Annotated in this window: 21 protein-coding genes; 6 read left to right on the top strand and 15 right to left on the bottom strand. The window is 72.5% G+C overall.

All coding sequences use genetic code 11. The features are described from left to right. Positions 1-89 precede the first annotated feature (89 nt). Positions 90-1304 (top strand): FAD-dependent monooxygenase, encoded by a 1215-nt coding sequence (locus tag ACGFIE_RS32925; protein ID WP_393302289.1) that lies wholly within the window; start codon positions 90-92, stop codon positions 1302-1304. 47 nt (positions 1305-1351) lie between these two features. Here the strand turns inward: ACGFIE_RS32925 and pepN are convergent, their stop codons facing one another. Next, positions 1352-3868 carry an aminopeptidase N gene (gene pepN / locus ACGFIE_RS32920; protein ID WP_393302286.1) on the bottom strand — a complete coding sequence of 839 codons (2517 nt, stop codon included), beginning with the start codon at positions 3866-3868 and terminating at the stop codon, positions 1352-1354. Between the two features lie 68 nt (positions 3869-3936). Between pepN and ACGFIE_RS32915 the strand changes: the two genes are divergently transcribed. Continuing rightward, the gene (locus ACGFIE_RS32915) at positions 3937-4155 is read left to right on the top strand and encodes a DUF397 domain-containing protein (RefSeq protein ID WP_091346888.1); all 219 of its coding nucleotides are present in this window, start codon (positions 3937-3939) and stop codon (positions 4153-4155) included. 51 nt (positions 4156-4206) lie between these two features. Here ACGFIE_RS32915 and ACGFIE_RS32910 read toward each other — a convergent pair whose 3' ends face one another. Beyond that, a complete protein-coding gene (locus tag ACGFIE_RS32910) occupies positions 4207-4593 on the bottom strand; it encodes a hypothetical protein (protein WP_393302282.1) in 387 nt (128 codons plus the stop codon). A gap of 209 nt (positions 4594-4802) precedes the next feature. Between ACGFIE_RS32910 and ACGFIE_RS32905 the strand changes: the two genes are divergently transcribed. Continuing rightward, complete coding sequence (locus ACGFIE_RS32905; protein WP_393302279.1) at positions 4803-6047, top strand: cytochrome P450; 1245 nt, start codon at positions 4803-4805, stop codon at positions 6045-6047. 50 nt (positions 6048-6097) lie between these two features. Here ACGFIE_RS32905 and ACGFIE_RS32900 read toward each other — a convergent pair whose 3' ends face one another. Continuing rightward, positions 6098-7267, bottom strand: coding sequence for a zinc-dependent alcohol dehydrogenase (locus tag ACGFIE_RS32900; RefSeq protein WP_393302276.1), 1170 nt, complete (start codon positions 7265-7267; stop codon positions 6098-6100). After that, positions 7264-7902: a cyclase gene (locus ACGFIE_RS32895; RefSeq protein ID WP_393302273.1), complete on the bottom strand. Its 639-nt coding sequence runs from the start codon at positions 7900-7902 to the stop codon at positions 7264-7266. The genes ACGFIE_RS32900 and ACGFIE_RS32895 overlap by 4 nt, the downstream gene beginning before the upstream one ends. Positions 7903-8067: 165 nt before the next feature. Between ACGFIE_RS32895 and ACGFIE_RS32890 the strand changes: the two genes are divergently transcribed. Further along, positions 8068-9087, top strand: a complete 1020-nt coding sequence (locus ACGFIE_RS32890) for a glycosyltransferase (protein WP_393302270.1) — start codon at positions 8068-8070, stop codon at positions 9085-9087. 91 nt (positions 9088-9178) lie between these two features. Here the strand turns inward: ACGFIE_RS32890 and ACGFIE_RS32885 are convergent, their stop codons facing one another. Genes ACGFIE_RS32885 through ACGFIE_RS32875 form a run of 3 tightly spaced genes read right to left on the bottom strand, consistent with a single transcriptional unit; the run spans position 9179 to position 11179 of the window. Then, the gene (locus ACGFIE_RS32885) at positions 9179-9829 is read right to left on the bottom strand and encodes a DUF3618 domain-containing protein (RefSeq protein ID WP_393302268.1); all 651 of its coding nucleotides are present in this window, start codon (positions 9827-9829) and stop codon (positions 9179-9181) included. Next, positions 9826-10293, bottom strand: a complete 468-nt coding sequence (locus ACGFIE_RS32880) for a phage holin family protein (RefSeq protein WP_393302265.1) — start codon at positions 10291-10293, stop codon at positions 9826-9828. The genes ACGFIE_RS32885 and ACGFIE_RS32880 overlap by 4 nt, the downstream gene beginning before the upstream one ends. Before the next feature lie 31 nt (positions 10294-10324). After that, positions 10325-11179: a hypothetical protein gene (locus ACGFIE_RS32875; RefSeq protein ID WP_393302263.1), complete on the bottom strand. Its 855-nt coding sequence runs from the start codon at positions 11177-11179 to the stop codon at positions 10325-10327. A gap of 230 nt (positions 11180-11409) precedes the next feature. On the opposite strand from ACGFIE_RS32875, the gene ACGFIE_RS32870 reads away from it, so the two are divergent. After that, the gene (locus ACGFIE_RS32870; RefSeq protein WP_393302260.1) at positions 11410-11901 is read left to right on the top strand and encodes a DUF4383 domain-containing protein; all 492 of its coding nucleotides are present in this window, start codon (positions 11410-11412) and stop codon (positions 11899-11901) included. Between the two features lie 76 nt (positions 11902-11977). Next, positions 11978-12637 carry a DUF6766 family protein gene (locus ACGFIE_RS32865; protein WP_393302257.1) on the top strand — a complete coding sequence of 220 codons (660 nt, stop codon included), beginning with the start codon at positions 11978-11980 and terminating at the stop codon, positions 12635-12637. 30 nt (positions 12638-12667) lie between these two features. Here the strand turns inward: ACGFIE_RS32865 and ACGFIE_RS32860 are convergent, their stop codons facing one another. The 8 genes from ACGFIE_RS32860 to ACGFIE_RS32825 all read right to left on the bottom strand — a co-directional run bounded on the left by ACGFIE_RS32860 (position 12668) and on the right by ACGFIE_RS32825 (position 22095). Next, positions 12668-13117, bottom strand: a complete 450-nt coding sequence (locus tag ACGFIE_RS32860) for a GNAT family N-acetyltransferase (RefSeq protein WP_393302255.1) — start codon at positions 13115-13117, stop codon at positions 12668-12670. A 70-nt stretch (positions 13118-13187) separates the two neighbouring features. Continuing rightward, entirely contained in the window at positions 13188-14657 is a 1470-nt protein-coding gene (gene obgE, locus ACGFIE_RS32855; RefSeq protein ID WP_393302252.1) for a GTPase ObgE, read from the bottom strand. 93 nt (positions 14658-14750) lie between these two features. Next, entirely contained in the window at positions 14751-15005 is a 255-nt protein-coding gene (gene rpmA, locus ACGFIE_RS32850) for a 50S ribosomal protein L27 (protein ID WP_007464062.1), read from the bottom strand. Between the two features lie 11 nt (positions 15006-15016). Further along, complete coding sequence (gene rplU / locus ACGFIE_RS32845; RefSeq protein ID WP_007464063.1) at positions 15017-15331, bottom strand: 50S ribosomal protein L21; 315 nt, start codon at positions 15329-15331, stop codon at positions 15017-15019. 166 nt (positions 15332-15497) lie between these two features. Then, positions 15498-16010 (bottom strand): hypothetical protein, encoded by a 513-nt coding sequence (locus tag ACGFIE_RS32840; protein ID WP_393302249.1) that lies wholly within the window; start codon positions 16008-16010, stop codon positions 15498-15500. Positions 16011-16127: 117 nt separating this feature from the next. Then, complete coding sequence (locus tag ACGFIE_RS32835) at positions 16128-19199, bottom strand: Rne/Rng family ribonuclease (RefSeq protein ID WP_393302246.1); 3072 nt, start codon at positions 19197-19199, stop codon at positions 16128-16130. A 131-nt stretch (positions 19200-19330) separates the two neighbouring features. After that, entirely contained in the window at positions 19331-20050 is a 720-nt protein-coding gene (locus ACGFIE_RS32830) for a TIGR03936 family radical SAM-associated protein (protein ID WP_393302331.1), read from the bottom strand. A gap of 68 nt (positions 20051-20118) precedes the next feature. Beyond that, positions 20119-22095, bottom strand: coding sequence for a TIGR03960 family B12-binding radical SAM protein (locus tag ACGFIE_RS32825; RefSeq protein ID WP_393302243.1), 1977 nt, complete (start codon positions 22093-22095; stop codon positions 20119-20121). Between the last annotated feature and the right edge of the window lie 102 nt (positions 22096-22197).

Here is a 22197-nt window from a genome sequence, read left to right as displayed (position 1 = left end):
ACCCGGCCCGAAGCGGCAACCACGAGGATAACCGGGTTCCCTCCCAGGTCGGTTCGCGCGCACGCACCGACGACACCCAGGGAGAGAGCATGACCACGGTACGAACCGCGATCGTCATCGGCGGCGGCATCGCCGGCCCGGTGACGGCACTCGCACTGCACCGCGCCGGCATCACCGCCACCGTCCACGAGGCGTACCCGGCCACCGCCAGTGGGGTGGGCGGCATCGGCGGCACCCTCGCGCTCGCGCCCAACGGCGTGGCGGCCCTGCGGGCGGTCGGCGCCGACGAGGCGGTGACGGCGACCGCCACCCCGATCCACAGCAGTGTCATGGCCGTCGGCCGTCGACGCATCGACCTGCCCACGCTGGCCGGGGTGCCGCCGCTGCGGGTGGTGCACCGGGCCCACCTGCACCGCGTGCTGCACGACCGGGCGGTCGCCGAGGGCGTCGCCTTCGCGTACGGCAAGCGGCTGGTGGCCGTCGAGCAGACCGACAGCGGCGTGACCGCCCGCTTCGAGGACGGCAGCACGGCCACCGCCGACGTCCTGGTCGGCGCGGACGGGATCCGGTCGACGGTCCGTGGCCTCATCGACCCGGCCGCGCCCGGCCCCCGGTTCACCGGGCTGCTCAGTTTCGAGGCGGTGGCCCGGCACGACGTGGGTGTCGCGCCGGGAACGATGACGTTCGCGTTCGGGCGACGTGGCTACTACCTGTACTGGCCGGAGCCCGGCGGCGGCACCCGCTGGGGCGCCAACCTGCCGCAGCAGCGACCCATGAGTCTCGTCGAGGCCCGCGCGGTGCCGGCGGACCAGTGGCTGGACACGCTGCGCACCAGCTACGGCGACGACGACCCGGGGCGCGAGCTGATGGCCACCAGCGCCGCCGACGAACTTCAGGTGGTCGGCTCGTTGCAGATCATGCCGCCGGTGCCGCACTGGTACCGGGGGCGGATGGTGCTGGTCGGCGACGCGGCACACGCGCCGTCGAACAGCTCCGGGCAGGGCGCCTCGCTCGCCATCGAGAGTGGCGTGCAGCTCGCCCGCTGCCTGCGGGACCTGCCCGACGTGGCGTCGGCGTTCGACGCGTACGTGCGGCTGCGCCGCAACCGGGTCGAGAAGGTCGCCGCCCGCGCGGCGCGGATCAACCACGCCAAGGCGCCGGGGCCGGTGGCCCGCACGCTGATGCCGCTGCTGATGCCGCTGCTGATGCGGACGGCGATGGACCCGGAGCGGACCATCGCCCACGAGCAGCGCTACGTCATCGACTTCGACGCGCCGGTGACGGCGGAGCCCGCGCTGGGCTGAACGCCTGGCGCGGGGTGGCCGTCACGCCACCCCGCGCCCGCCTCGGCTCAGGCCGCCGCGGCGGCCACCGCCGTCCGGGCGACGAGCGCGCGCCGCAGGTCGTCGTCCGCGTCGGTGACCACCCGGCGCAGGCCCGGGGTCAGGTCGTCGCGGGCCAGCAGCGCCGCGGCCGCCTCCCGCGTCGGCTGCGCCACGGCGTAGTGGGGAAACGCCAGCTTGGCCACCCGGTCGGCCGTCCATGCGGTACGCCGACGCGCGGCAGCCGGCATCTCGGTGAAGTACCGCTCGACGTACGGGGCGGTCAGTTCGCCCTGCTCGGGCTGCCAGAACCCCTCGGCCGTCGCCTCCAGCAGCCGGTTGGACAGTTCGGTGTCGCGCACGATGATCTCCCAGGCCGCCTGCTTCGCGGCCGGGTCGGGCACGGCGGCCCGGCAGCGGGCGGCCCGTTCCGCGCCCGTGGAGCTGACGTCGGCGGCCGCCTCGGCGGCGATCTCGGCCTCGCCTGCCGCGCCCAGCACCACGAGCCGGCGCAGCACCGCCCACCGCAGCTCGGCGTCGACCTTCAACCCGGCCGGCACGTCCCGGCCGGCGAGCCAACCGACGAGCAGGTCCGTGTCGGTGGTCGCGGCGATCCAGCCGCGCGCGGCGGCGAGCTGCAACGACTCCCCCGCCGTGGCGCCGTCCAGCAGCTGCCGGCAGGCCAGGGCGATCCGGGCCAGCGCCGCCGACCGGGCCAGCGGGTCGAGATAGCGGTCCACCAGGGACCGGCTGAGGGTCAGCACGTCCTCCGCGATGATCACCTCGGTCTCGGCGGGCAGCGCCGCGACCATCAGGTCGACCAGGCCGCCGACCGGCCGCTCGCCGTCGGTCACCGCGTCCAGTGCCTCGCTCCAGAGCACCGCCCGGGTCAGCGGGTCGGTCAGGCTCGGCAGAACCAGCGCGACGGCGTCCGCCGACGCCTCATCGAGGCGCACCTTGGCGAAGGTCAGGTCACCGTCGTTGAGCAGCAGCAACCGGGCCGCCGCCTCGCCTGTCAACTCGCCGAGCACGGTCCGACCGCCGTCGACGGCCGGGTCGAGATCCACCTCGGCACGCCGCACGGTGCCGTCCGCCGCGTACCGGCCCACGCCGATCCGGTGCGGACGCAGCACCGGATGCGACTCGGGCGCGGTCTGCACCACTGCGACCTCGGTGTAGCGGCCGTCGGCGTCGACGGCGACCTCGGCGCGCAGCGTGTTCACCTGCGGCCGACGCAGCCACAGGTCGGCCCAACCGGACAGGTCCCGGCCGCTGGCCGCGCTCAGGCTGGCCAGCAGGTCGGCGAGGGTGGCGTTGCTGAAGCGATGCGCGGCGAAGTGCGCGTTCAGCCCGGCGAGGAACGCCTCGTCGCCGAGCCACGCCACGAGCTGCCGCAAGACTGAGGCACCCTTGGCGTACGAGATGCCGTCGAAGTTGAGCAGGCCCTCGTCGGCGTCGGCCACCTCCTCGGGGGCCACCGGGTGGGTGGAGGGGCGCTGGTCGGCGGCGTACCCCCAGGCCTTGCGACGCATGGCGAACGTCGTCCACGACTGGTCGAAGCGTGTCGCCTCGGCGGTGACCCGGGTGCCCAGGTACTCGGCGAAGGACTCGTTGAGCCACAGGTCGTCCCACCAGCGCATGGTGACCAGGTCGCCGAACCACATGTGGGCCATCTCGTGGGCGATCGTGGTGGCCCGCAGCTCACGCTGGGTGTCGGTGACCGCCGAGCGGAACACGTAGTCGTCGCGGAAGGTGACGATGCCCGGATTTTCCATCGCGCCGGCGTTGAACTCGGGGACGAACGCCTGGTCGTACTTGCCGAACGGGTAGCGCTCGGTGAAGAGCTTGTGGAACCGGTCCAGGCACTGCCGGGTGACGGTGAAGATCTCCTCGGCGTCGGCGTCCAGGTGCTCGGCGAGCGACAGTCGACAGTAGAGGCCCAGCGGAACGCCGTCGTGCTCGGCCCGCAACACGTGGTACGGACCGGCGATCAGCGAGAAGAAGTACGTCGAAAGCGGCGCGCTCGGGGCGAACTCCCAGCGCCCCGGGGCCGGGTTGGCGGCCACCTCGGCGTTGCTGGAGACCGTCCACTGCGGCGGCGCGGTGACTGAGAGGGTGAACGACGCCTTGAGGTCGGGCTGGTCGAACGCGGCGAAGATGCGCTGCACGTTGTCGAGGAACGTCACCGCGTAGAGGTAGGTCTCGCCGTCGGCCGGGTCGACGAAGCGGTGCATCCCCTCCCCGGCGTTGGAATACGCCATCTCCGCCTCCACGAACAGGGTGTTCGTCGCGGCGAGATCGGCCAACGGCAGCCGGTTGTCGGTCAACGAGCCGGGGTCGAGGTCACGGTCGTTGAGGCGTACCGCCAGGAGGTTGGCGGGCTTGACCTCGGCGAAGGTCGCGGTGCCGGGCGTCGCCCGGAACCGGATCTCGACGCGGGACCGGAACACGTCCCCGTCGCCGGTCAGGTCGAGGTCCACCTGATAGGACTCGACAGTAATCGCCGCGCCACGCGCGGTCGCCTCTACACGGGTCAGGCTCGGCATCCGCTTATCCTGCCCGATGGGGATCGGCACGCGGTCCCCAGACGGCCCCGGCACTGGAGGAAAGAACCATGGCGCAGCACCCCAAGGGCGACTTCGACCTCTCCCGGGCGGTCTGGCAACGGGCCGAGGGGGACACCTCGGAGAGCGCCGTCGAGGTCGCGTTCGTCGACGATCTGATCGGGATGCGCAACTCCGCCGAGCCGGACGGCCCGGTGCTCGTCTTCACCCAGGCCGAGTGGGACGCGTTCGTCGCCGGCGCACAGGACGGCGAGTTCGACCTGGACTGATCGCGCGGCGGTCGCGGGTGGCGAGGAACGACTGCCGCCCGCGACGCCAGGTCAGGCATCACCGTCGCCCCAGCCGAGACCACCGGGCCCCGGCGCGTGGTGGAAGCCGGGATGCTCGGCGACGTCGACGCAACGCTCCCCGTCCGGGCCGACGGCACCACAGAACAGTCGCTCGGCCCGGTGCCAGGCGTCGGCCGGTGACAGGGCCGCCGCACCGAGGGCCACCTCCGGGCGGAGCAGGCTCAGCGCCTCGGCGTACGCCACCGCCTGCTCGCGGGCGTCGGCCGCGCCAGGCGCGGTGAAGCCCAGGTGCACGGTGAAGAACCGGCGCGGCCTCGGCGGCCGACCGGGCGGGCCGATCAGTGGCCGGGCACGATCCGCGCCCGTCGCCCCTACCGCCCGCCGTTGCCGCCAGCGCGGCGACCTGTTGTCGTGCATTCGCCCTCCCCGTGGTCGTGGCCCACCGGGGCCGCACCGGCCGACCGGTGATGCCGGCTCATGGCGGCCCCACCAGCAAGCCAACCAGGTTTCGCCGCCCGTGGGAGGGGCCAGCCGACGCGCTGTCGGCGCGGGGATTCAGCGGCGGCGACACGGGTAGATGCAGCGGGACGACGACGCCGGCCACCACCCGCACCCGAGGAGGCCCGATGGCGACCATGCCTGCCGACCGCACGCCGGACAGCACCCTCGCCCTGCTCCGGGCCGGCTACCGGTTCATCGGTGAGCGGTGCGACAGGTACGGCAGCGATGTCTTCCAGACCCGGATCCTGCTCGCGCCGACCATCTGCCTGCGGGGCCGGCCGGCGGCGATGCTCTTCTACGACAACGAGCGCTTCCAGCGGGACGCCGCCATGCCCCTGCGGGTCCAGCGGACGCTCACCGGCCGCGGTGGTGTGCAGGGGCTGGACGGATCGGAGCACCTCCGCCGCAAGGCCATGTTCATGTCGATCATGACGCCGACGGCCATCCAGCGCCTCGGACAGCTCTTCGACGACGAGTGGCGGGCGCGGATCCCCGCGTGGGAGGCGGCCGGGTCGCTGCCGCTCTACGACGAGCTGGGCCGGCTGCTGACCCGGGTGGTCTGCGCCTGGGCCGGGGTGCCGCTGGCCGAGTCGCAGGTCGACCGCCGCGCCGTCGACCTGCACGCCATGATCGAAGGTCCGGCTGTCGTCGGCTCACGGCACTGGCGGGGTCTCTTCGCCCGCCGTCGCGCCGAGCGCTGGATCGGCGACCTCGTCGAACGCGCCCGGACCGGCATCCACCCGGCGCCGGCCGGCAGCCCGCTGGAGATCGTGTCCGAGCACCGCGACGCGCGCGGGGCTCTGCTCCCCCGCCGGATCGCCGCAGTCGAACTGCTCAACCTGCTGCGCCCGGTGGTCGCCGTGGACCGGTACATCGTCTTCGCCGCGCTCGCCCTGCGCGACCATCCCGGCTGGCGACAGCGGGTCCACGGCGACGGCGAGGCCACCGAGCAGTTCGTCCAGGAGGTACGTCGCTACTACCCGTTCTTCCCGATGGCCGCCGCCCGGGTCCGACGCTCGTTCGACTGGGAGGGCCACCACTTCCCGCGCGGACGGCGGGTGCTGCTCGACCTGTACGGCACCAACCACCATCCGGCGCTCTGGCCCGAGCCGGAGCTGTTCCGCCCCGAGCGGTTCGCCGGCCGCCACGTCGACCCGTTCGAGCTGATCCCGCAGGGCGGCGGCGACCACACCACCGGGCACCGCTGCGCCGGCGAGTGGATCACCGTCGACCTGATGAAGCGGGCGGTCACCAACCTGACCGGCGGCATGCGCTACGACGTTCCGCCGCAGGACCTGACCCTGGACCTGCGGCGGATGCCCGCGCTGCCGCCCAGCGGCCTGACCCTCACCAACATCCGCCGCGCCTGACCCCGTCCCGTCGGTGTCGGGAGGCGCCGACGGGACGGGGTGCGCGACGTTCAGGGGTGCAGGACGCTGCGCAGACAGCCGTCCTGCTTCTTCTCGAACAGCTCGTAGCCTCGGGCACCCTGTTCCAGGGGGATCGGGTGGGTGGCCAGGTAGCCGGGGTCGATCTCACCAGCGGCCAGCCGGTCGAGAAGCATGGGGATGTAGCGCTGCGCGTGCATCTGCCCCATCCGCAGCACCAGGGCCTTGTTCATGGCCGCGCCGAGCGGGAACTTGTCGATCAGGCCGGCGTACACGCCGACGATGCTCACCGTGCCGCCCTTGCGGCAGGCCATGATCGCCTGCCGGACCGAGGTGGGCCGGTCGGTCTGCAACCGCGCCGACTGCTTCACCCGGTCGTACGCGTAGGTCGGCCCGACGTCGTGCGACTCCATCCCGACCGCCTCGATGCAGGCGTCCGGCCCGCGTCCACCGGTCAGCTCGCGCAGCGCCTCCAGCACGTCGGTGTCGGCGTAGTTGATCGTCTCGACGCCGACCCGCTCCGCCGCCGTGGCCAGCCGGTCCGGGAACCGGTCGATCATGATGACCCGCTCGGCGCCGAGGAGTTGCGCCGAGCGGGCCGCCATCTGCCCGACGCCACCGGCGCCCCACACGGCCACCACCTCCCCGCCGGTGAGCCCGCAGAAGTCCGCCGCCATCCACCCGGTGGGCATCGCGTCGGAGGCGAACACCACCGAGTCGTCCGGCACCCCCTCGGGTACGCCGAACGCGCCGACGTCGCCGAACGGCACCCGGATGTACTCGGCGTGCGAACCGGCATAGCCACCCGCCGCGTGCGAGTAGCCCAGGATGCCGGCCGGCGAGTGCCCCCACAGCTTCTCCGTGAACACCGGCTGCGGGTTGGAGTTGTCACAGAGCGAGTACTGCTCGGTCCGGCAGTACCAGCAGCCACCGCAGGCGACCACCGACCCGACCACCACCCGGTCGCCGACCCGGTGCTGCCGTACGCCCGGCCCGACCTCCACCACCTCGCCCATGAACTCGTGGCCGAGGATGTCCCCCTCCCGCATCGCCGGCAGGTACCCGTTGATCAGGTGCAGGTCCGAACCGCAGACGCTGCTGGCCCGTACCCGCACGATGAGGTCTCCCTCGGCGCGGATCGTCGGGTCCGGCACGTCCCGGACGGCCAGCTTGCCGACGCCTTCCCAGCAGAGCGCCCTCACGCCCGTCCTCCCGTCATCAGCTTCTCCCGCATCCGGTCGGTCGCCCGTTCCTGGGCCGGACTGCGGCCGGACGGGTCACGCCGGGTGTCGACCACCTGGCCGCACTCGACGAGCGCCTTCACCCGGCGCAGCGTGTCCCGCAACGCCAGGTCCGGCTCGTCGCCGCCGACCAGCCCGAACAGCCGGCGTACGGGCCCCGAGCGGTAGCGCAGCTCGGCGCGGATCTCGGTGCCCCGGCCCTTTGGCGCGTCGGTCAACTCGATCCGTCCCTCCTGCGGCGTCGACGTGTCCTCGACCCGCCAGCGCAGCGCACCCGGCTCGTCGACGGTGATCTCCGCCCGCCACTCGGTGCCACGACCGGCGGGATCACGTGCCACACAGCGCCAGCGACGCTCGTCGAGCTGGTCCAGGGTCGCCCATTCGCCGAGGGCGCGGTCCAGCCGCTCGCGATCGGTCCAGAAACCGATCACCGCGTCCCGGGGCCGGTCCACGGTCACCGCGCGGCGCACCACGTACCAGCCGTCCTGCCGGTCGGGCTGGTGTCGACGCCGACGGCGCGCGACCACCCGTCCGACGCCGACGGCGGTCGCCGCGCCGACACCGAGCAGCGCCCACCTCGTTCCGTTGTTGGTCATGTTCGTCTCCTTCACCCGTCGTGCGGGGATGGACTGCCGTACCGGCACCGCTACCCCCGGTCCGGCGGCCGAAACGACATCCCGGTTTGGATCGCGCCAGGGCGGGCACGTGCAGCGGGCGGCCCGCCCACCGCCGGGCGCGGACCGCCTGCCCAGGAGGCGCCGATGCCCTCGAAGGCCACCGGTGACGCCGCCCGGCGAGCCGGGCACGGCCACACCGGCACGCCGCCGACCACCCTGCCGATGACGTACGTGCTGCCGCTGCGCTGGCACACCGACGCCGGTCTGGACGAGCTGACCGGCTACCTGCGCTGGCTAAGCGGCCTCGTCGAGGTGCTCGTCGTCGACGGGTCGCCTCCGGAGCTCTTCGCCCGGCACGTGGCGGCATGGCGAGGGCTGGTCCGGCACCTTCCGCCCGACCCCGCCGGGCGGGGGATCAACGGCAAGGTGGTCGGGGTGCACACCGGCCTCGACGCGGCATGCCACGAACACGTGGTCATCGCCGACGACGACGTCCGGTACGACGAGGCCGGGCTGCGCGCCGCGCACCGACTGCTGGGCCGGGTCGACCTGGTCCGGCCGCAGAACTACTTCGACCCGCTGCCCTGGCACGCCTGGTGGGACACCGGGCGGACGCTGCTCAACCGGGCGCTCGGAAACGACTACCCCGGCACCCTCGCGGTACGCCGCAGCACGTTCCTCGCCATGGGCGGGTACGCCTCCGACGTGCTCTTCGAGAACCTGGAGCTGATCCGCACCGTGCGCGCGTACGGCGGGGTGGAGGTCGCGCCGCCCTGGCTGTACGTACGCCGGCTGCCGCCGGACGCGGCGCACTTCCGTGGCCAACGGGTCCGCCAGGCGTACGACGATCTGGCCCAGCCGGCCCGCCTGCTGACCGCGCTCGCGGTCCTGCCGGCGCTTGCCGCGGCTGTCGCGTCCCGCCGGCCCCGGCTGCTGCTCGGCACGGCGGCCGCTGTCGTCGCCGTGGCCGAGATGGGCCGCCGCCGCGCGGACGGCGGGATCGTCTACCCACCGAGCACCTCGCTGGCCGCCCCACTCTGGCTGCTCGAACGTGGCATCTGCAGCTGGCTGGCGGTCGCCCAGCGCCTCGTGTACGGCGGAGTCCGCTACGGCAACTCCCGTATCCGTCAGGCCGCTCGTCGACCGGGCCGAAGCGGGCGCTGAGCCGGCGTCCGCAACGCGACCCTGCCGGGGTGGACGTGCGACAGCTCGCGGCCACCGGAGTGACCGCGAGCTGTCGGCGATTGCGGTGGGCTCAGGAACTGACCTGCTGGCGGGCCTGCTGGGCCTGGTCCTTGACGTCCTGGGCGGCCGAGCGGCCGTCGTCCTTGACCGCGTGCACGGCGTCCTGAGCCGTGGACTTCACCGACTCGGCGGCGTGCTGGGCCGGCCCGCGCAGCTCGTCCTTGAGCTCGCTGGCCACCTCGCCCAGCTTCTCCTTCACGACGCCGCTGTGCTCGCCGACCTTGTCCTTGACCTGCGCGGCGGCCTGCTGCTCCCGCCGCGAGGCCGGGATCAGCGAGGAGGCCAGCCAGCCGACCCCGAAGGCGATCAGGCCGGCGGCCAGCGGGTTGCCCTGCGACTTCTGCCGGATCACCCGGGGCGCGCTGTGGGCGGCGTCGCCGACCGAGGAGGCCGCCGAGTGCGCGGCGTCGCTGACGCTGGAAGCCGCCGACGAGGCGCGGTCACCCACCGAGTGGGCGGCCTGGCCGGTGCCGTGGCCGAGGTCGGAAGCGGTTCCCATGACCTTGTCCCTCACATTCTGCAGCGCGGAACGGGCCCGCTGCTTGCGGTCGTCGACGATGCGGCTCGGGCTGACCTTGTAGGCCAGGGCGTCCACATCGGAGCTGAGGCTGTTGCGGGTGGCTTCGATCTCCCGGCGGATCTGGTCGGGATCGGTGCTCATCGGGTGACTCCCTCCGGGTGGGGCTTGAGCGCGTCGGGGATCCGCTGCACGCTGTCGTTGGTCTGCTTGAGCCCGCGGACGTGCTGGGCGTTCTTCTTGGCCATCGAGTAGAGGACCGCGGCGACCACGGCCCAGATGACGGCCACGATCAGCGCGGCCAGGCCGGAGTCCATGACGTTGTCCAGGAACTGCCAGATGGCGATGGAGACGAACAACGCCACCATGTAGCCGCCGAAGCCGGCGCCGCCGAAGAGGCCCGCGGCCTTGCCGGCCTTCTTGCCCTCCTGGCGGATCTCGGCCTTGGCCAGCTCGACCTCCTGGCGCATCAGCGTCGACAGGTCGGTGGTGACCTGGCGCATCAGGTCACCGAGTGAGCTGCCCTTCACGTCCGCCGCGGTGTGCGGGGCGCCCGCGTCGGGGTGGTAACCGGAGTCCAGGCCGGACCCCTGCGTCGGCATGGTCATGCCGTCGCCTCCCTTCGGATGACTCGGCGCCTCACGGGCGGGGGCTGCCGCTGGACGGCACGCCCGGCAGCGGGTCGGTCTGGGTCACCGGCGGCAGCGGCTGACCGGTGCTGGCCGGCTCGGAGTAGCCACCCGCACCGCCCGGCGTGGGGTCGCTGTAGCCGCCCGGCGTCGGGTCGCTGTAGCCGCCCGGCGTGGGGTCGACGTAGCCGCCCGAGGTCGGCTCGGTGTACGTCCCGGGGGTCGGGTCGAGGTAGCCGCCCGGCGGGGTGGCGTCGGGGGCCGTCCGGGGCGCCGGCGGCGGCGTGGGGATCACCGCGGTCTGCTCCGGGTCGTACGCCCCGGCGCCGCGGTAGCCCGCGGAGCCGTTGCCGGAGTGGTCACCGGAGTCGGAGATGCTGCGGGTCAGACGCCCGGCCAGTACGCCGAGCACCGCCGCGCCGACCAGGAAGGTGCCCGGGTTGCGCCGCGCGTAGTCGCGTACCTCGTTGATCAGGTCGCCGGGCTCGCGCTCCTCCAGCCAGCCGGCCACGCCGTGCACCCGGTCGGCGGCCTGGCGGGCCAGCTCGCTCACCGGGCCGGCCTGGCCACCCTGCTCGGCCATGGTGCGCATCTCGTCGGCGATCGATCGCAGTCCACCGGCAGCCCGGCGCTGCTGCTCACCGGTCTGGCTGGCGAGCTGGCTGCGGGCCTCGCCGTAGAGGTTGCGGGCCTGCCGGGCGGCCTCGCGGCCGACCTCGGTGCCCTGCTCCTTGGCGGTCTGGGCGACCGCGCCACCGGCGTGCGCCGCTTCGGACCCGACGTGGCGGGCCTGCTCGCGGACGCCGCCGCCGTTGGTGGACTCGTGCCCGTACGTGGAAGACGTGGGTGACAGATCGTAAGTCATGATTTCCCTTCCGCTCAGAGGTGTCGTCGCGGTTGTGCTGGGGGATGCGGCCGTGACGCCGTGGCCGCTGACAACTCACCTACCCTGCGTTTCGGCTTCCATACCTCTTCGTGCATTTCTCTGCGGAGGCGGCGGGATCGACTTCAAAATGGAGGATCGTCGGGCTGCGTCACGTCGCCGCTGCGGACAGCGAGGTTCGCCGGACGGCAGATCCACCGGAGGGGGCAGGAATGGCACGAGACGCGCGAGGTGGCCGACCTGCCGCACCCCGGCCCCGGGTGCAGGTGGTCGCGCTGGCCGTGGCCGGGGTCTTCCTGCTGATCGGTATCCTCGGCTACATCCCCGGCATCACCACCGACTACGGCGAGCTGACCTTCGCCGGGCACCACTCGGACGCCAAGCTGCTCGGGCTGTTCCAGGTGTCGATCCTGCACAACGCGGTGCACCTGCTGTTCGGCCTGGTGGGCCTGGTGCTGGCCCGCAGCGTCGCCGGCGCCCGGCTCTTCCTGGCCGGCGGTGGGGCGATCTACCTGGCCCTCTGGCTGTACGGCCTGGCGATCGAGGCGGTCGACGAGGACGGCGGCGCGAACATCCTGCCGGTCAACTCCGCCGACAACTGGCTGCACCTCGCGCTCGGCTTCGGCATGCTCGCGCTCGGGCTGCTGCTGTCCAACCAGGCGGGCACCGGCGGACGCCTGGACACCCCGATCGACAGGCCCTGAGCTGCTAATTCACTGGTTTGGCGGCGCCCGTGGCATGGGTAGGTGACCAGCCGAGAATCCGTGAAGGGGGTCGATGATGCCTCGCTGGATACGCGACAACGCGCTGGCAGCCGCCATGCTGGGCGCCTTCCTGGTCTTCCTGGCGTTGCAGAGCGTCTTCGGCTGGCAGACCCACAACGAGGAGCTGACCGAGTTCGGCGCCGCCCCGCTCAGCTGGCCGGCGTACCTGGCCAGCGGGCACTTCGCCGAGGCGGTCTTCGAGAACTGGGAGTCGGAGTTCCTCCAGATGGGCGGGTACGTGCTGCTCACCGCGTACCTGGTGCAGCGGGGCTCGGCCGAGTCGAAGCCGGTGGACCAGACCGACCGGCCGGAGGACGATGAGCGCCGCGCGACAGCCCGGTCACCGTGGCCGGTACGCGCCGGTGGCCTTCCGCTGGTGGTCTACCGCAACAGCCTCTCCCTCGCGCTGCTGCTGATCTTCGCCGGCTCGTTCGTCGGGCACCTGCTCGGCGGCACCGCCGCCTACAACCAGGAGCAGGCGTTGCAGAGCGGTGCGCCGCCGATCGGCGTGTGGGACTTCCTCGGCACCAGCGACTTCTGGTTCCAGTCGATGCAGAACTGGCAGAGCGAGTTCCTGGCGGTCGGCGCCCTGATCCTGCTGAGCATCGTCCTGCGCCAGCACGCCTCGCCGGAGTCGAAGCCGGTCACTGTGGCGCACGCCGAGACCGGCGCCTGACCCCAGGCGCGGCCGGGCCGACCGCCGCCGTCAGGCCGCGACGGGGAGCCGCTTGGCGAAACAGACGCTGTACGGATTGCCGACGTACTCGCCGTACACCGGGATCGGTTCGTAGCCGCACGAGGTGTACAGCGCGATGGCCGCCGGGAGGTACGTGCCGGTCTCCAGGCAGACCACCGCGTGCCCCTGCCGGAAGGCGCACTCCTCCAGCGCGGCGACCAGCTGACGGGCGACGCCCCGCCCCCGGTACGCCGGCCGGACGTACATCCGCTTGATCTCGCCGGTGGCGGCGTCGAGGGCCTGGAGCCCACCACAGGCGACCGCCCGACCGTTCACCACCACCGCGAGGTAGCGGACGTCGTCGTGGGGAACAAAGACCTGCCCGTCCACCCCGCCGTCGGCCTCGCGCAGCTCACGCTGCTGGGCGACGAGCAGGGCGGCGACCTCGGGATCGGTGGCGGGCCGCGACTCGATCAGCATCACTCCACGCTAGGCGGGGTGGATTTCGCGAAGGTTTCCGGAAGTCGTCCCGATCACGGAGAGCAACGGGCTACTCGGCGTCGTCCTCGTCGATGTCGACGTCGTCGTCGGACGCGTCCGCGCCCACCTCGTCCGCCGAGCGCACCCGGCGGGCCTTGCGCGCGGCGAGCCGCTCCGCCGCCGAGGCCCGGTTCGACTTCTCCTCCAGGCGGACGTCGGTGCCCCGGTTGCCGGGCACGAAATCCACACCCGCGAACAGCGTCGGCTGCCAGTCGAACTCGCGCACACCGATCCGGACCAGGTCACCGGGCTGGGCGCCGGCCTTGGCGAGCTTGTCCTCCACGCCGAGCCGGGCCAGCCGGTCGGCGAGGTAGCCGACGGCCTCGTCGTTGTCGAAGTTCGTCTGCTTGACCCACCGCTCCGGGCGTACGCCGCGCACGGTGAACGAGCCGTCGGCCTCGGTCGTGATGGTGAAGCCGTCGTCGTCCACTGCCATCGGCCGGATCACGATCCGGGTCGGCTCGGCCGGCGGGGCTGCCTTGCGCTCCGCGTCGACCAGCTCGGCCATCGCGTAGGTCAGCTCCTTGAGCCCCTCGCGGGTGGCCGCGGAGACCTCGAACACGCGGTAGCCGCGCTCCTCCAGGTCCGGGCGCACGATCTCGGCGAGGTCCCGGCCGTCGGGCACGTCGACCTTGTTCACGGCCACCAGTCGCGGGCGGTCGGTCAGCCCGCCGTACTGGCTCAGCTCGGCCTCGATGGCGTCGATGTCGGCTACCGGGTCACGGCCGGGCTCCAGGGTCGCCGAGTCGATGACGTGCACCAGCACGGCGCAGCGCTCGATGTGCCGCAGGAACTCCAGCCCCAGCCCCTTGCCGTTGGCCGCGCCCGGGATCAGGCCCGGCACGTCGGCGACGGTGAAGGTGTGGTTGTCCATCCGGACCACGCCGAGGTTGGGCACGAGGGTGGTGAACGGGTAGTCGGCGATCTTCGGCTTCGCGGCGGAGATCACCGAGATCAGCGACGACTTACCGGCCGACGGGAAACCCACCAGGCCCACGTCGGCGACGCTCTTCAGCTCCAGCACGATGTCCAGCTGATCGCCCGGCTCGCCCAGCTCGGCGAAGCCTGGCGCCTTGCGCTTGGCGTTGGCCAGCGAGGCGTTGCCGCGACCGCCACGCCCGCCCCGCGCCACCTCGAAGGTGGTGCCGGCACCGACCATGTCGGCCAGCACGGTGCCGTCGGTGGTCTGGACCACCGTGCCGTTGGGCACCTTCAGCACCAGGTTGTGGCCGTTGGCCCCGTCCCGGTTCGACCCGGCGCCGCCCTTGCCGTTGTCGGCCTTGACGTGCGGGTGGAAGTGGAAGTCGAGCAGCGTGGTCACCTGCGGGTCGACGACAAGCGACACGCTGCCGCCGTGCCCGCCGTTGCCGCCGTCCGGCCCACCGAATGGCTTGAACTTCTCGCGGTGGATCGAGACACAACCGTGCCCACCATCGCCGGCCTGCAGATGCAGGACGACCCGGTCAACGAACGTCGCCACGGCGTCAATCCTTCCAGCGAGGTCCAACCCCGCACTTCGAAAAAAGCCAAACGGGCCGGGACCCGTAGGTCCGCGGCCCGCTTGGCTCGAGAACTACTGCTGCGGAACGATGCTGACGGTCTTGCGACCGCGCTTGGTGCCGAACAGAACCGCACCGGCCGACAGCGCGAACAGCGTGTCGTCGCCGCCACGGCCGACCAGGTCACCGGGGTGGAACTTGGTGCCACGCTGCCGGATGATGATCTCACCGGCGCTGACGACCTGACCACCGAAGCGCTTCACGCCGAGTCGCTGGGCCGCGGAGTCACGACCGTTACGCGAGCTGGACGCACCCTTTTTGTGAGCCATTGGAGGACGACCTACTTCCCGCTGGAGATGCCGGTCACCTTGACCTGGGTCAACGGCTGGCGGTGACCCTGGCGCTTGTGGTAGCCGGTCTTGTTCTTGAACTTGTGGATCCGGATCTTCGGGCCCTTGGTGTGCGCGGCGATTTCGCCGGACACCGCGACCTCGGCAAGCTTCGCCGCGTCGGTCACCAGGTCGTCACCGTCGACGAGGAGCACCGCGGTGAGCTTCACCGCGTCACCGGGGGCACCGGTGAGCTTCTCGACCTCGATCACGTCGCCCTCGGCGACCTTGTACTGCTTGCCGCCGGTCTTGACGATCGCGTACATCGGAGGCGGACTCCCTGTCGTTGAGGCTGCTGGCGGTCGTCCCCGTGGCGGCTCGCCGGGTAGCAGTGCACGGCGGCGCGGGCACACGGGAACTCGGCACACCAAAGGTGGGCCGCAGGCAAGAGTACGCCATCGCCGGCCCGGACCCCAAACCGGCCCGCCCTGCTCAGCGCGCGCAGAGCTGGTCGAGGCGCTGCTGAAGCCGGTCCAGCTCGGTCTCGTCGATCGACTCGACGTCGGCGCCGAGCGCGGCGACCTCCGTGCCGATGTCACTGAGCAGCGTTTTGAGCTGCGGATCGGTGGACCGTGCCGACTGCTCCCGCAGTGCGGCCCGCCAGCCGGCCAGCGCCGTCTGCGCCCTCGTGCGGGCCGCATCGGCGGTGGCGGTGTCCCCCGCACCCACCGCCGCGACCATCCGGCCCAGCTCCGCCACGTACTCCCGGACGGCGGTGGCGCCGGCCTGCTGCGCCTCGGCGCAGACCTGCGCGTTGCCGCCCGCGACACCGCCACCCACCGGCGCACCGATCGAGCCTCCGGGAGCACCCCCGGACCCGGCAGCCGACCCGGAACCCCCGGCTGTCGGACCCGCCGGACCCGCACCGCCCGACCGGTCGGCGGAGCAGCCGGCGCCCATCACGAGCACGGCGACCAGCAGATTGACGGCAAGCAGGCGACGCATCTTCTTCTCCTGACCGGGGGCCGACCACTCCCGGCCCGGGGCGACCGGAACGGCGAGGTCCCTCCCCCGTCACATTGCCGGGAAAGGGACCTCGTCAAACACCGGGCCGGTCAGGCGTCAGGGGCGGGTCCGCCGCCGGGTGCCACCGCGACGGGAGCGGCGACGCCCCGCACCGCCCTCGGCGGCCTCCTCGTCGGTGTCACCGTCGGCGAGCGCGTCCGGATCGTCCGCAGCGGCCAGCCGGGCCGACTCGCCCTGCTGACTGTCGGACACCGCAGGCGCGGCCTCGGTCTCCGCCTCGTAGCGGGACAGGTCGTACCCCATGGTGTCCTGGTAGTCGGCGTCCGGTTCGACGCTGGTGTCGGTGTCGACGACCTCGACCACCGCGCGCTCGGCCGGAGCGCTCTTGCGCGACCGGCGGCGGGAGGACGCGGTGCCGGCCTCGACGGGCGGAGCGGCCGGCGCCGACGAGGCGACCGCCTTGACCTTCTCCGCGGTCCCACCGGTACGTGGCTTCTCCGGCACCGGCTCGGTGTGGATGATGACGCCCCGACCCTTGCAGCACTCGCAGGTCTCGCTGAACGCCTCCAGCAGGCCCGCGCCGATCCGCTTACGGGTCATCTGCACCAGACCGAGCGAGGTGATCTCGGTGACCTGGTGCTTGGTGCGGTCCCGACCCAGGCACTCGGTGAGCCGACGCAGCACCAGCTCCCGGTTCGACTCCAGCACCATGTCGATGAAGTCGATCACCACGATGCCGCCGATGTCGCGCAGCCGGAGCTGGCGGACGATCTCCTCCGCCGCCTCCAGGTTGTTGCGGGTGACCGTCTCCTCCAGGTTGCCGCCGGAGCCGGTGTACTTGCCGGTGTTGACGTCGACGACGGTCATGGCCTCGGTCTTGTCGATCACCAGCGAGCCGCCGGAGGGCAGGAACACCTTCCGGTCCAGGCCCTTGATGATCTGCTCGTCGATCCGGTACTCGGCGAACACGTCGCTCGTGCCGACGTGCCGGCGCACCCGGTCGACCAGGTCCGGAGAGACGTGCGACAGGTACGACTCGACCATGCCGAACGACTGCTCGCCCTCGATGACCAGCTCGCGGAAGTCCTCGTTGAACAGGTCCCGGACCACCCGGATGACCAGGTCGGGCTCCTCGTAGAGCAGCACCGGCGCGCCGCCCTCGGCGGCCTTGGCCTGGATGTCCTCCCACTGCGCCTGGAGCCGCTTGACGTCGCGGGCCAGCTCGTCCTCGCTGGCGCCCTCGGCGGCCGTACGGACGATCACGCCGGCCCCGTCCGGGACGAGCTTCTTGAGCACGTCCCGCAGACGCTTGCGCTCGGTGTCCGGCAGCTTGCGGCTGATCCCGGACGCGTTGCCGTTGGGGACGTAGACCAGGTGCCGGCCGGAGAGGGCGATGTGGCTGGTCAGCCGCGCGCCCTTGTGCCCGATCGGGTCCTTGGTGACCTGGACCAGCACCGAGTCGCCGGAGCGCAGCGCCTGCTCGATCGAGCGGGCACGCCCCTCCAGCCCCGACGTGTCCCAGTTGACCTCGCCGGCGTACAGCACCGCGTTGCGGCCCCGGCCGACGTCGACGAACGCCGCCTCCATGCTGGGCAGCACGTTCTGCACCTTGCCCAGGTAGACGTTGCCGGCCATGGTGCCCGAGGAGTTGCGGGTGACGTAGTGCTCGACCAGCACGCCGTCCTCCAGGACGGCGATCTGGGTGCGGTCACCGCGCTGCCGGACCGCCATCACCCGATCGACCGCCTCCCGGCGGGCCAGGAACTCCGACTCGCTGAGGATCGGCGGCCGCGTACGCCGCTGCTCCCGGCCGTCCCGGCGGCGCTGGCGCTTGGCCTCCAGCCGGGTCGAGCCGGACACGCCCTGGACCTCGTCGACAGTGCGACGCGGCTCACGGATCTTGACCACGGTCGGCACGCCGTCGTCGGCGGCGGCGCCCTCGGTGTCACCGGCGCCCCGGCGGCGGCGGCGACGGCGACGGCGGGTCAACCCGTCCCCGCCCTCGGGCTCCTCGTCCTCGTCGCCCTCGGCCTCGGCCTCGGCGGTCTCCTCCTCGTCGGCCTGCGCGGCCTCGTCGGACTCGTCGTCGTCGGCGTCGTCGGCGCCGCCCTTGCCCCGGCCCCGACCTCGGCGGCCACGGCGGCGGCGACGGCGCGCGGCGGCGCTGTCGTCGTCGTCCTCGTCCGCCTCGGTGGCCTCGTCGGCCTCCTCGGTCGGCTCCTCCTCGACCTCGACCTCGACGGCCTCGACCGGCTCGGCGTCGCGGCGACCGCGCCGCCGTCGACGGGACGGCTCGGCCTCGACGGCCGGCTCCTCGGCGACCGGAGCGGGCTCCGCCGGCCGGGTCACCGGCACGGCGTCCGGCTGGGGCGCCATGAACAGCACTGTGGGCGCGGAGAGCGCGGCCCGCCGACGGCGGGTACGCGGCTGCTCGGCCTCGATGACCTCGGCCGGCTCGATCGGCTCATCGGCCACGTTCGCCACTGCCACACCGGGCGCGACGTCGCCAGAGCGCTCCTGCCCGGCGCCGAAAGCCTGCTCGGCGACGGGACCGCCCGGCAGGGTACGCGCCTCGTTCAGCTCGGCTTCCGCCGCCCGCAGGTCGGACTCCGCCGGCGTCTCGGCGGCGTCCTCCTCGGCGACGGGCTCCTCGACAGCCGGTGGCGCCGCGGCGGGCGGCTCCTCGACGGCTGCGGGCTCCGCGACGGCGGGCGGCTCCTCGACGGCGGGCGTTGCCTTCTTGCGCCGGGTCCGGGTCACCTTGACCGGAGGAACGACCTCCGGGGAGGCCAGCTCCGCGCTGGCGGCGACCAGCGGCTCCTCGGCGGTCGTCTCGACGGGGGCCGCCTTGCGCCGGCGTCGGGGGGTCTTCGGGGCGACGTCCAGGTCACCGGAGATCGGGGCGAAGACCTCCGCCTGCGGTGACTCGACGGCGCCGGCCCCGCCGGTGGACGCCTCGACGGGCGCCTCGGCCTGCTCCGGCTGGTTGAGCGGGGCGGCCCGACGCCGGGTGGCCCGCGCCCGCCGCGGCGGTGCGGTCGGCTCGGCGCTCGCCGCGCCCGCCTGCTCCGCGCCGGTGGCGCCGTCGGTGGTGGTGCTCTGGTCAGCGGTGTCCCCGGCCGGCTGTGAACCGGTCCGTTCGCCGCCCTCGGGCTCGTTCTCGAGCATGGACGTTCTCCAGTTCTGGCTGCCCCGGGCGCGGGTGAGCGCTGCCACGCAGGGTCGCCGCAAAAGTGTTTCCGCCGGGCGCGCGTGGTGCGCGACCGCCGAAGTCTGCCTGCAAGAGCGCTGACCGTCGGTCAGTGCCCAACGATGGCTGCCCCGCCGCGGTCCGCATCCAACGGATCCACGATCGCACCCTGCGCGGTCAGCGTGCCCTGAGCCAGCCGGGTCACCCTCGGCGAGACCGGCGGCTCCAGGTCGGCCACCACGCGGAGGCCGGAAAGGACGTCATCGGGCCGTACGGACGGGGTGACCTGCCGCACGACCAGTTCGAGTATCGCACACGGTACGGCCGGCGCCCCGGAAGGCGTCTGCGTCGGGGAGATGACATCGATCGACATGACCGCCGCGCGGGCGTCGAAGGTGCGTCGTCCCTGCTTGGTCATCCGCTCGACAAGCACCTCGTCGGCGGCGGTGAAGGCGTCGACGGCCGCGCGCAGCGTCACCGGCTCGACCTCGGGCAACTCGATGTGCCAGTGCGACGCCTCGATCCGGTCCGCCAGGCTGCCACCGTCGGCGATCACCACCTCCAGCACGTCCAGCCCGGGCGAGAGCGCGGCGTCCAGCGCCGCGCGCAGCGCCTCCGGCTCGACCGGCGCCTGGAGGCCGATCTCCAGGTACTCGGCCTCGCTCGCCACTCCGGTGGGCGCGGCGCTGGCGTAGGAGATCTTCGGGTGCGGGGTGAAGCCCTGGGAGAAGGCGATCGGTACGGCGGCACGGCGCAGCGCACGCTCGAACGCCCGGGCGAAGTCCCGGTGCGAGGTGAACCGCAGCGGCCCGCGCTTGGCGTACCGGATGCGGGCGCGCTGAACGACAGGCGCCTGCCCGCCCTCCGGCTGGTTTTTCTTACTGATCGTCTCGCTCCTCAGGCGGTGGGGGTTTTGAGGCCCTTGATCGGCGTCAGCGGCAGGAGCTTCTTGCCGGTGGGGCCGATCTGGATCTCGGTGTCCATCGAGGGACAGACACCGCAGTCGAAGCACGGGGTCCACCGGCAGTCGTCCTGCTCGAACTCGCTGAACGAATCCTGCCAGTCCTGCCAGAGCCAGTCCTTGTCCAGGCCCGAGTCCAGGTGGTCCCAGGGAAGGACCTCCAGCTCCTCGCGCTGCCGGGTGGTGTACCAGTCGAGATCCACCCCGAACGCCGGCAGCGTCTCGGCCGCCGCGTCCACCCACCGCTGGTAGGAGAAGTGCTCGCTCCACCCGTCGAACCGACCGCCGTTCTCCCACACCTTGCGGATCACCGAGCCGACCCGGCGGTCGCCCCGGGAGAGCAGGCCCTCGATCAGCGACGGCTCGCCGTCGTGGTAGCGGTAGCCGATGGCCCGACCCAGCGAGCGGTCCGAGTTGATCGCCTGCTTGAGGATCTTGAGCCGGTGGTCGATGACCTCCGGACGGTCCATCGCGGCCCACTGGAACGGGGTGTGCGGCTTCGGCACGAAACCGCCGATGGAGACCGTGCAGCGGATGTCCTTGGAGCCGGTGGCGGCCCGACCGGCCCTGATCACCTCGTGCGCCATCTCGGCGATCTCGAGGACGTCCTCGTCCGTCTCGGTGGGCAGGCCGCACATGAAGTAGAGCTTCACCTGCCGCCAACCGTTGCTGTACGCGGTGACGACCGTCCGGATCAGGTCTTCCTTCGACACCATCTTGTTGATGACCTTGCGGATCCGCTCCGATCCGCCCTCCGGGGCGAAGGTCAGACCGGTACGCCGCCCGTTGCGGGACAGCTCCTGCGCCAGGTCGATGTTGAACGCGTCCACCCGGGTCGACGGCAGCGACAGCGAGACGTTCGTGCCCGCGTACTGCTCGGCGAGGCCCGAGCACATGTCGCCGATCTCCGAGTGGTCGGCGGAGGAGAGCGACAGCAGGCCCACCTCGTTGAAGCCGGAGAACTCCAGGCCCTCGCGGACCATCTGCGCGACCGTGGTGATCGACCGCTCACGCACCGGACGGGTGATCATGCCGGCCTGGCAGAAGCGGCAGCCCCGGGTGCAGCCCCGGAAGATCTCCACCGCGTACCGCTCGTGCACCGTCTCGGCCAGCGGAACGAGGGGCTTCTTCGGGTACGGCCACGCGTCCAGGTCCATCGTCGTGCGCTTGTGCACGCGGAACGGCACGTCCGCCCGGTTCGGCACGACCCGCTGGATCCGGCCGTCCGGGAGGTAGTCGACGTCGTAGAAGCGCGGCACGTACACGCTCTCGGTGCGCGCCAGCCGCAGCAGCAGCTCGTCACGGCCACCCGGGGCACCCTCGGCCTTCCACTCCCGGACGATCGCGGTGATCTCCAGGACGGCCTCCTCGCCGTCGCCGAGCACGGCGGCGTCGATGAAGTCGGCGATCGGCTCCGGGTTGAAGGCGGCGTGCCCACCGGCCACGATCACCGGGTCGGCGTCGGTGCGGTCGGCGGCCAGCATCGGAATGCCGGCCAGGTCGATCGCGGTGAGCATGTTGGTGTAGCCGAGCTCGGTGGAGAAGGAGATGCCGAACACGTCGAAATCGCGCACCGGCCGGTGCGCGTCGACGGTGAACTGCGGCACGCCGTGCGTGCGCATCAGGTTCTCCAGGTCGGGCCAGACCGCGTACGTCCGCTCGGCGAGGGTGTCGGGCAGCTCGTTGAGCACCTCGTAGAGGATCTGCACGCCCTGGTTGGGCAGGCCAACCTCGTACGCGTCGGGGTACATCAGCGCCCAGCGCACGGTCGCCGCGTCCCAGTCCTTGACCACCGCACCCAGCTCACCGCCGACGTACTGGATGGGCTTGGAGACCTGAGGGAGCAGCGGTTCGAGCCGGGGCCAGACGGAATTGGTCGCGGCCGCACGCGGCGTCGTGGACGGGGCACTCATGATGCCCAAGGGTACGCGCCCACCGGCCGGCGACCGCGCGCACGCCACGATGCCGCCCGACCGGCCACCAGTTCACGCACTCCGTCTCGGTGCCCGGGCGGC

The sequence above is a fragment of the Micromonospora sp. NPDC049275 genome, assembly GCF_043197115.1.
Classification (GTDB): Bacteria; Actinomycetota; Actinomycetes; order Mycobacteriales; family Micromonosporaceae; genus Micromonospora.
Note: the sequence above shows the minus strand (reverse complement) of the source record. Positions and strands in the feature narration are given on the sequence as shown.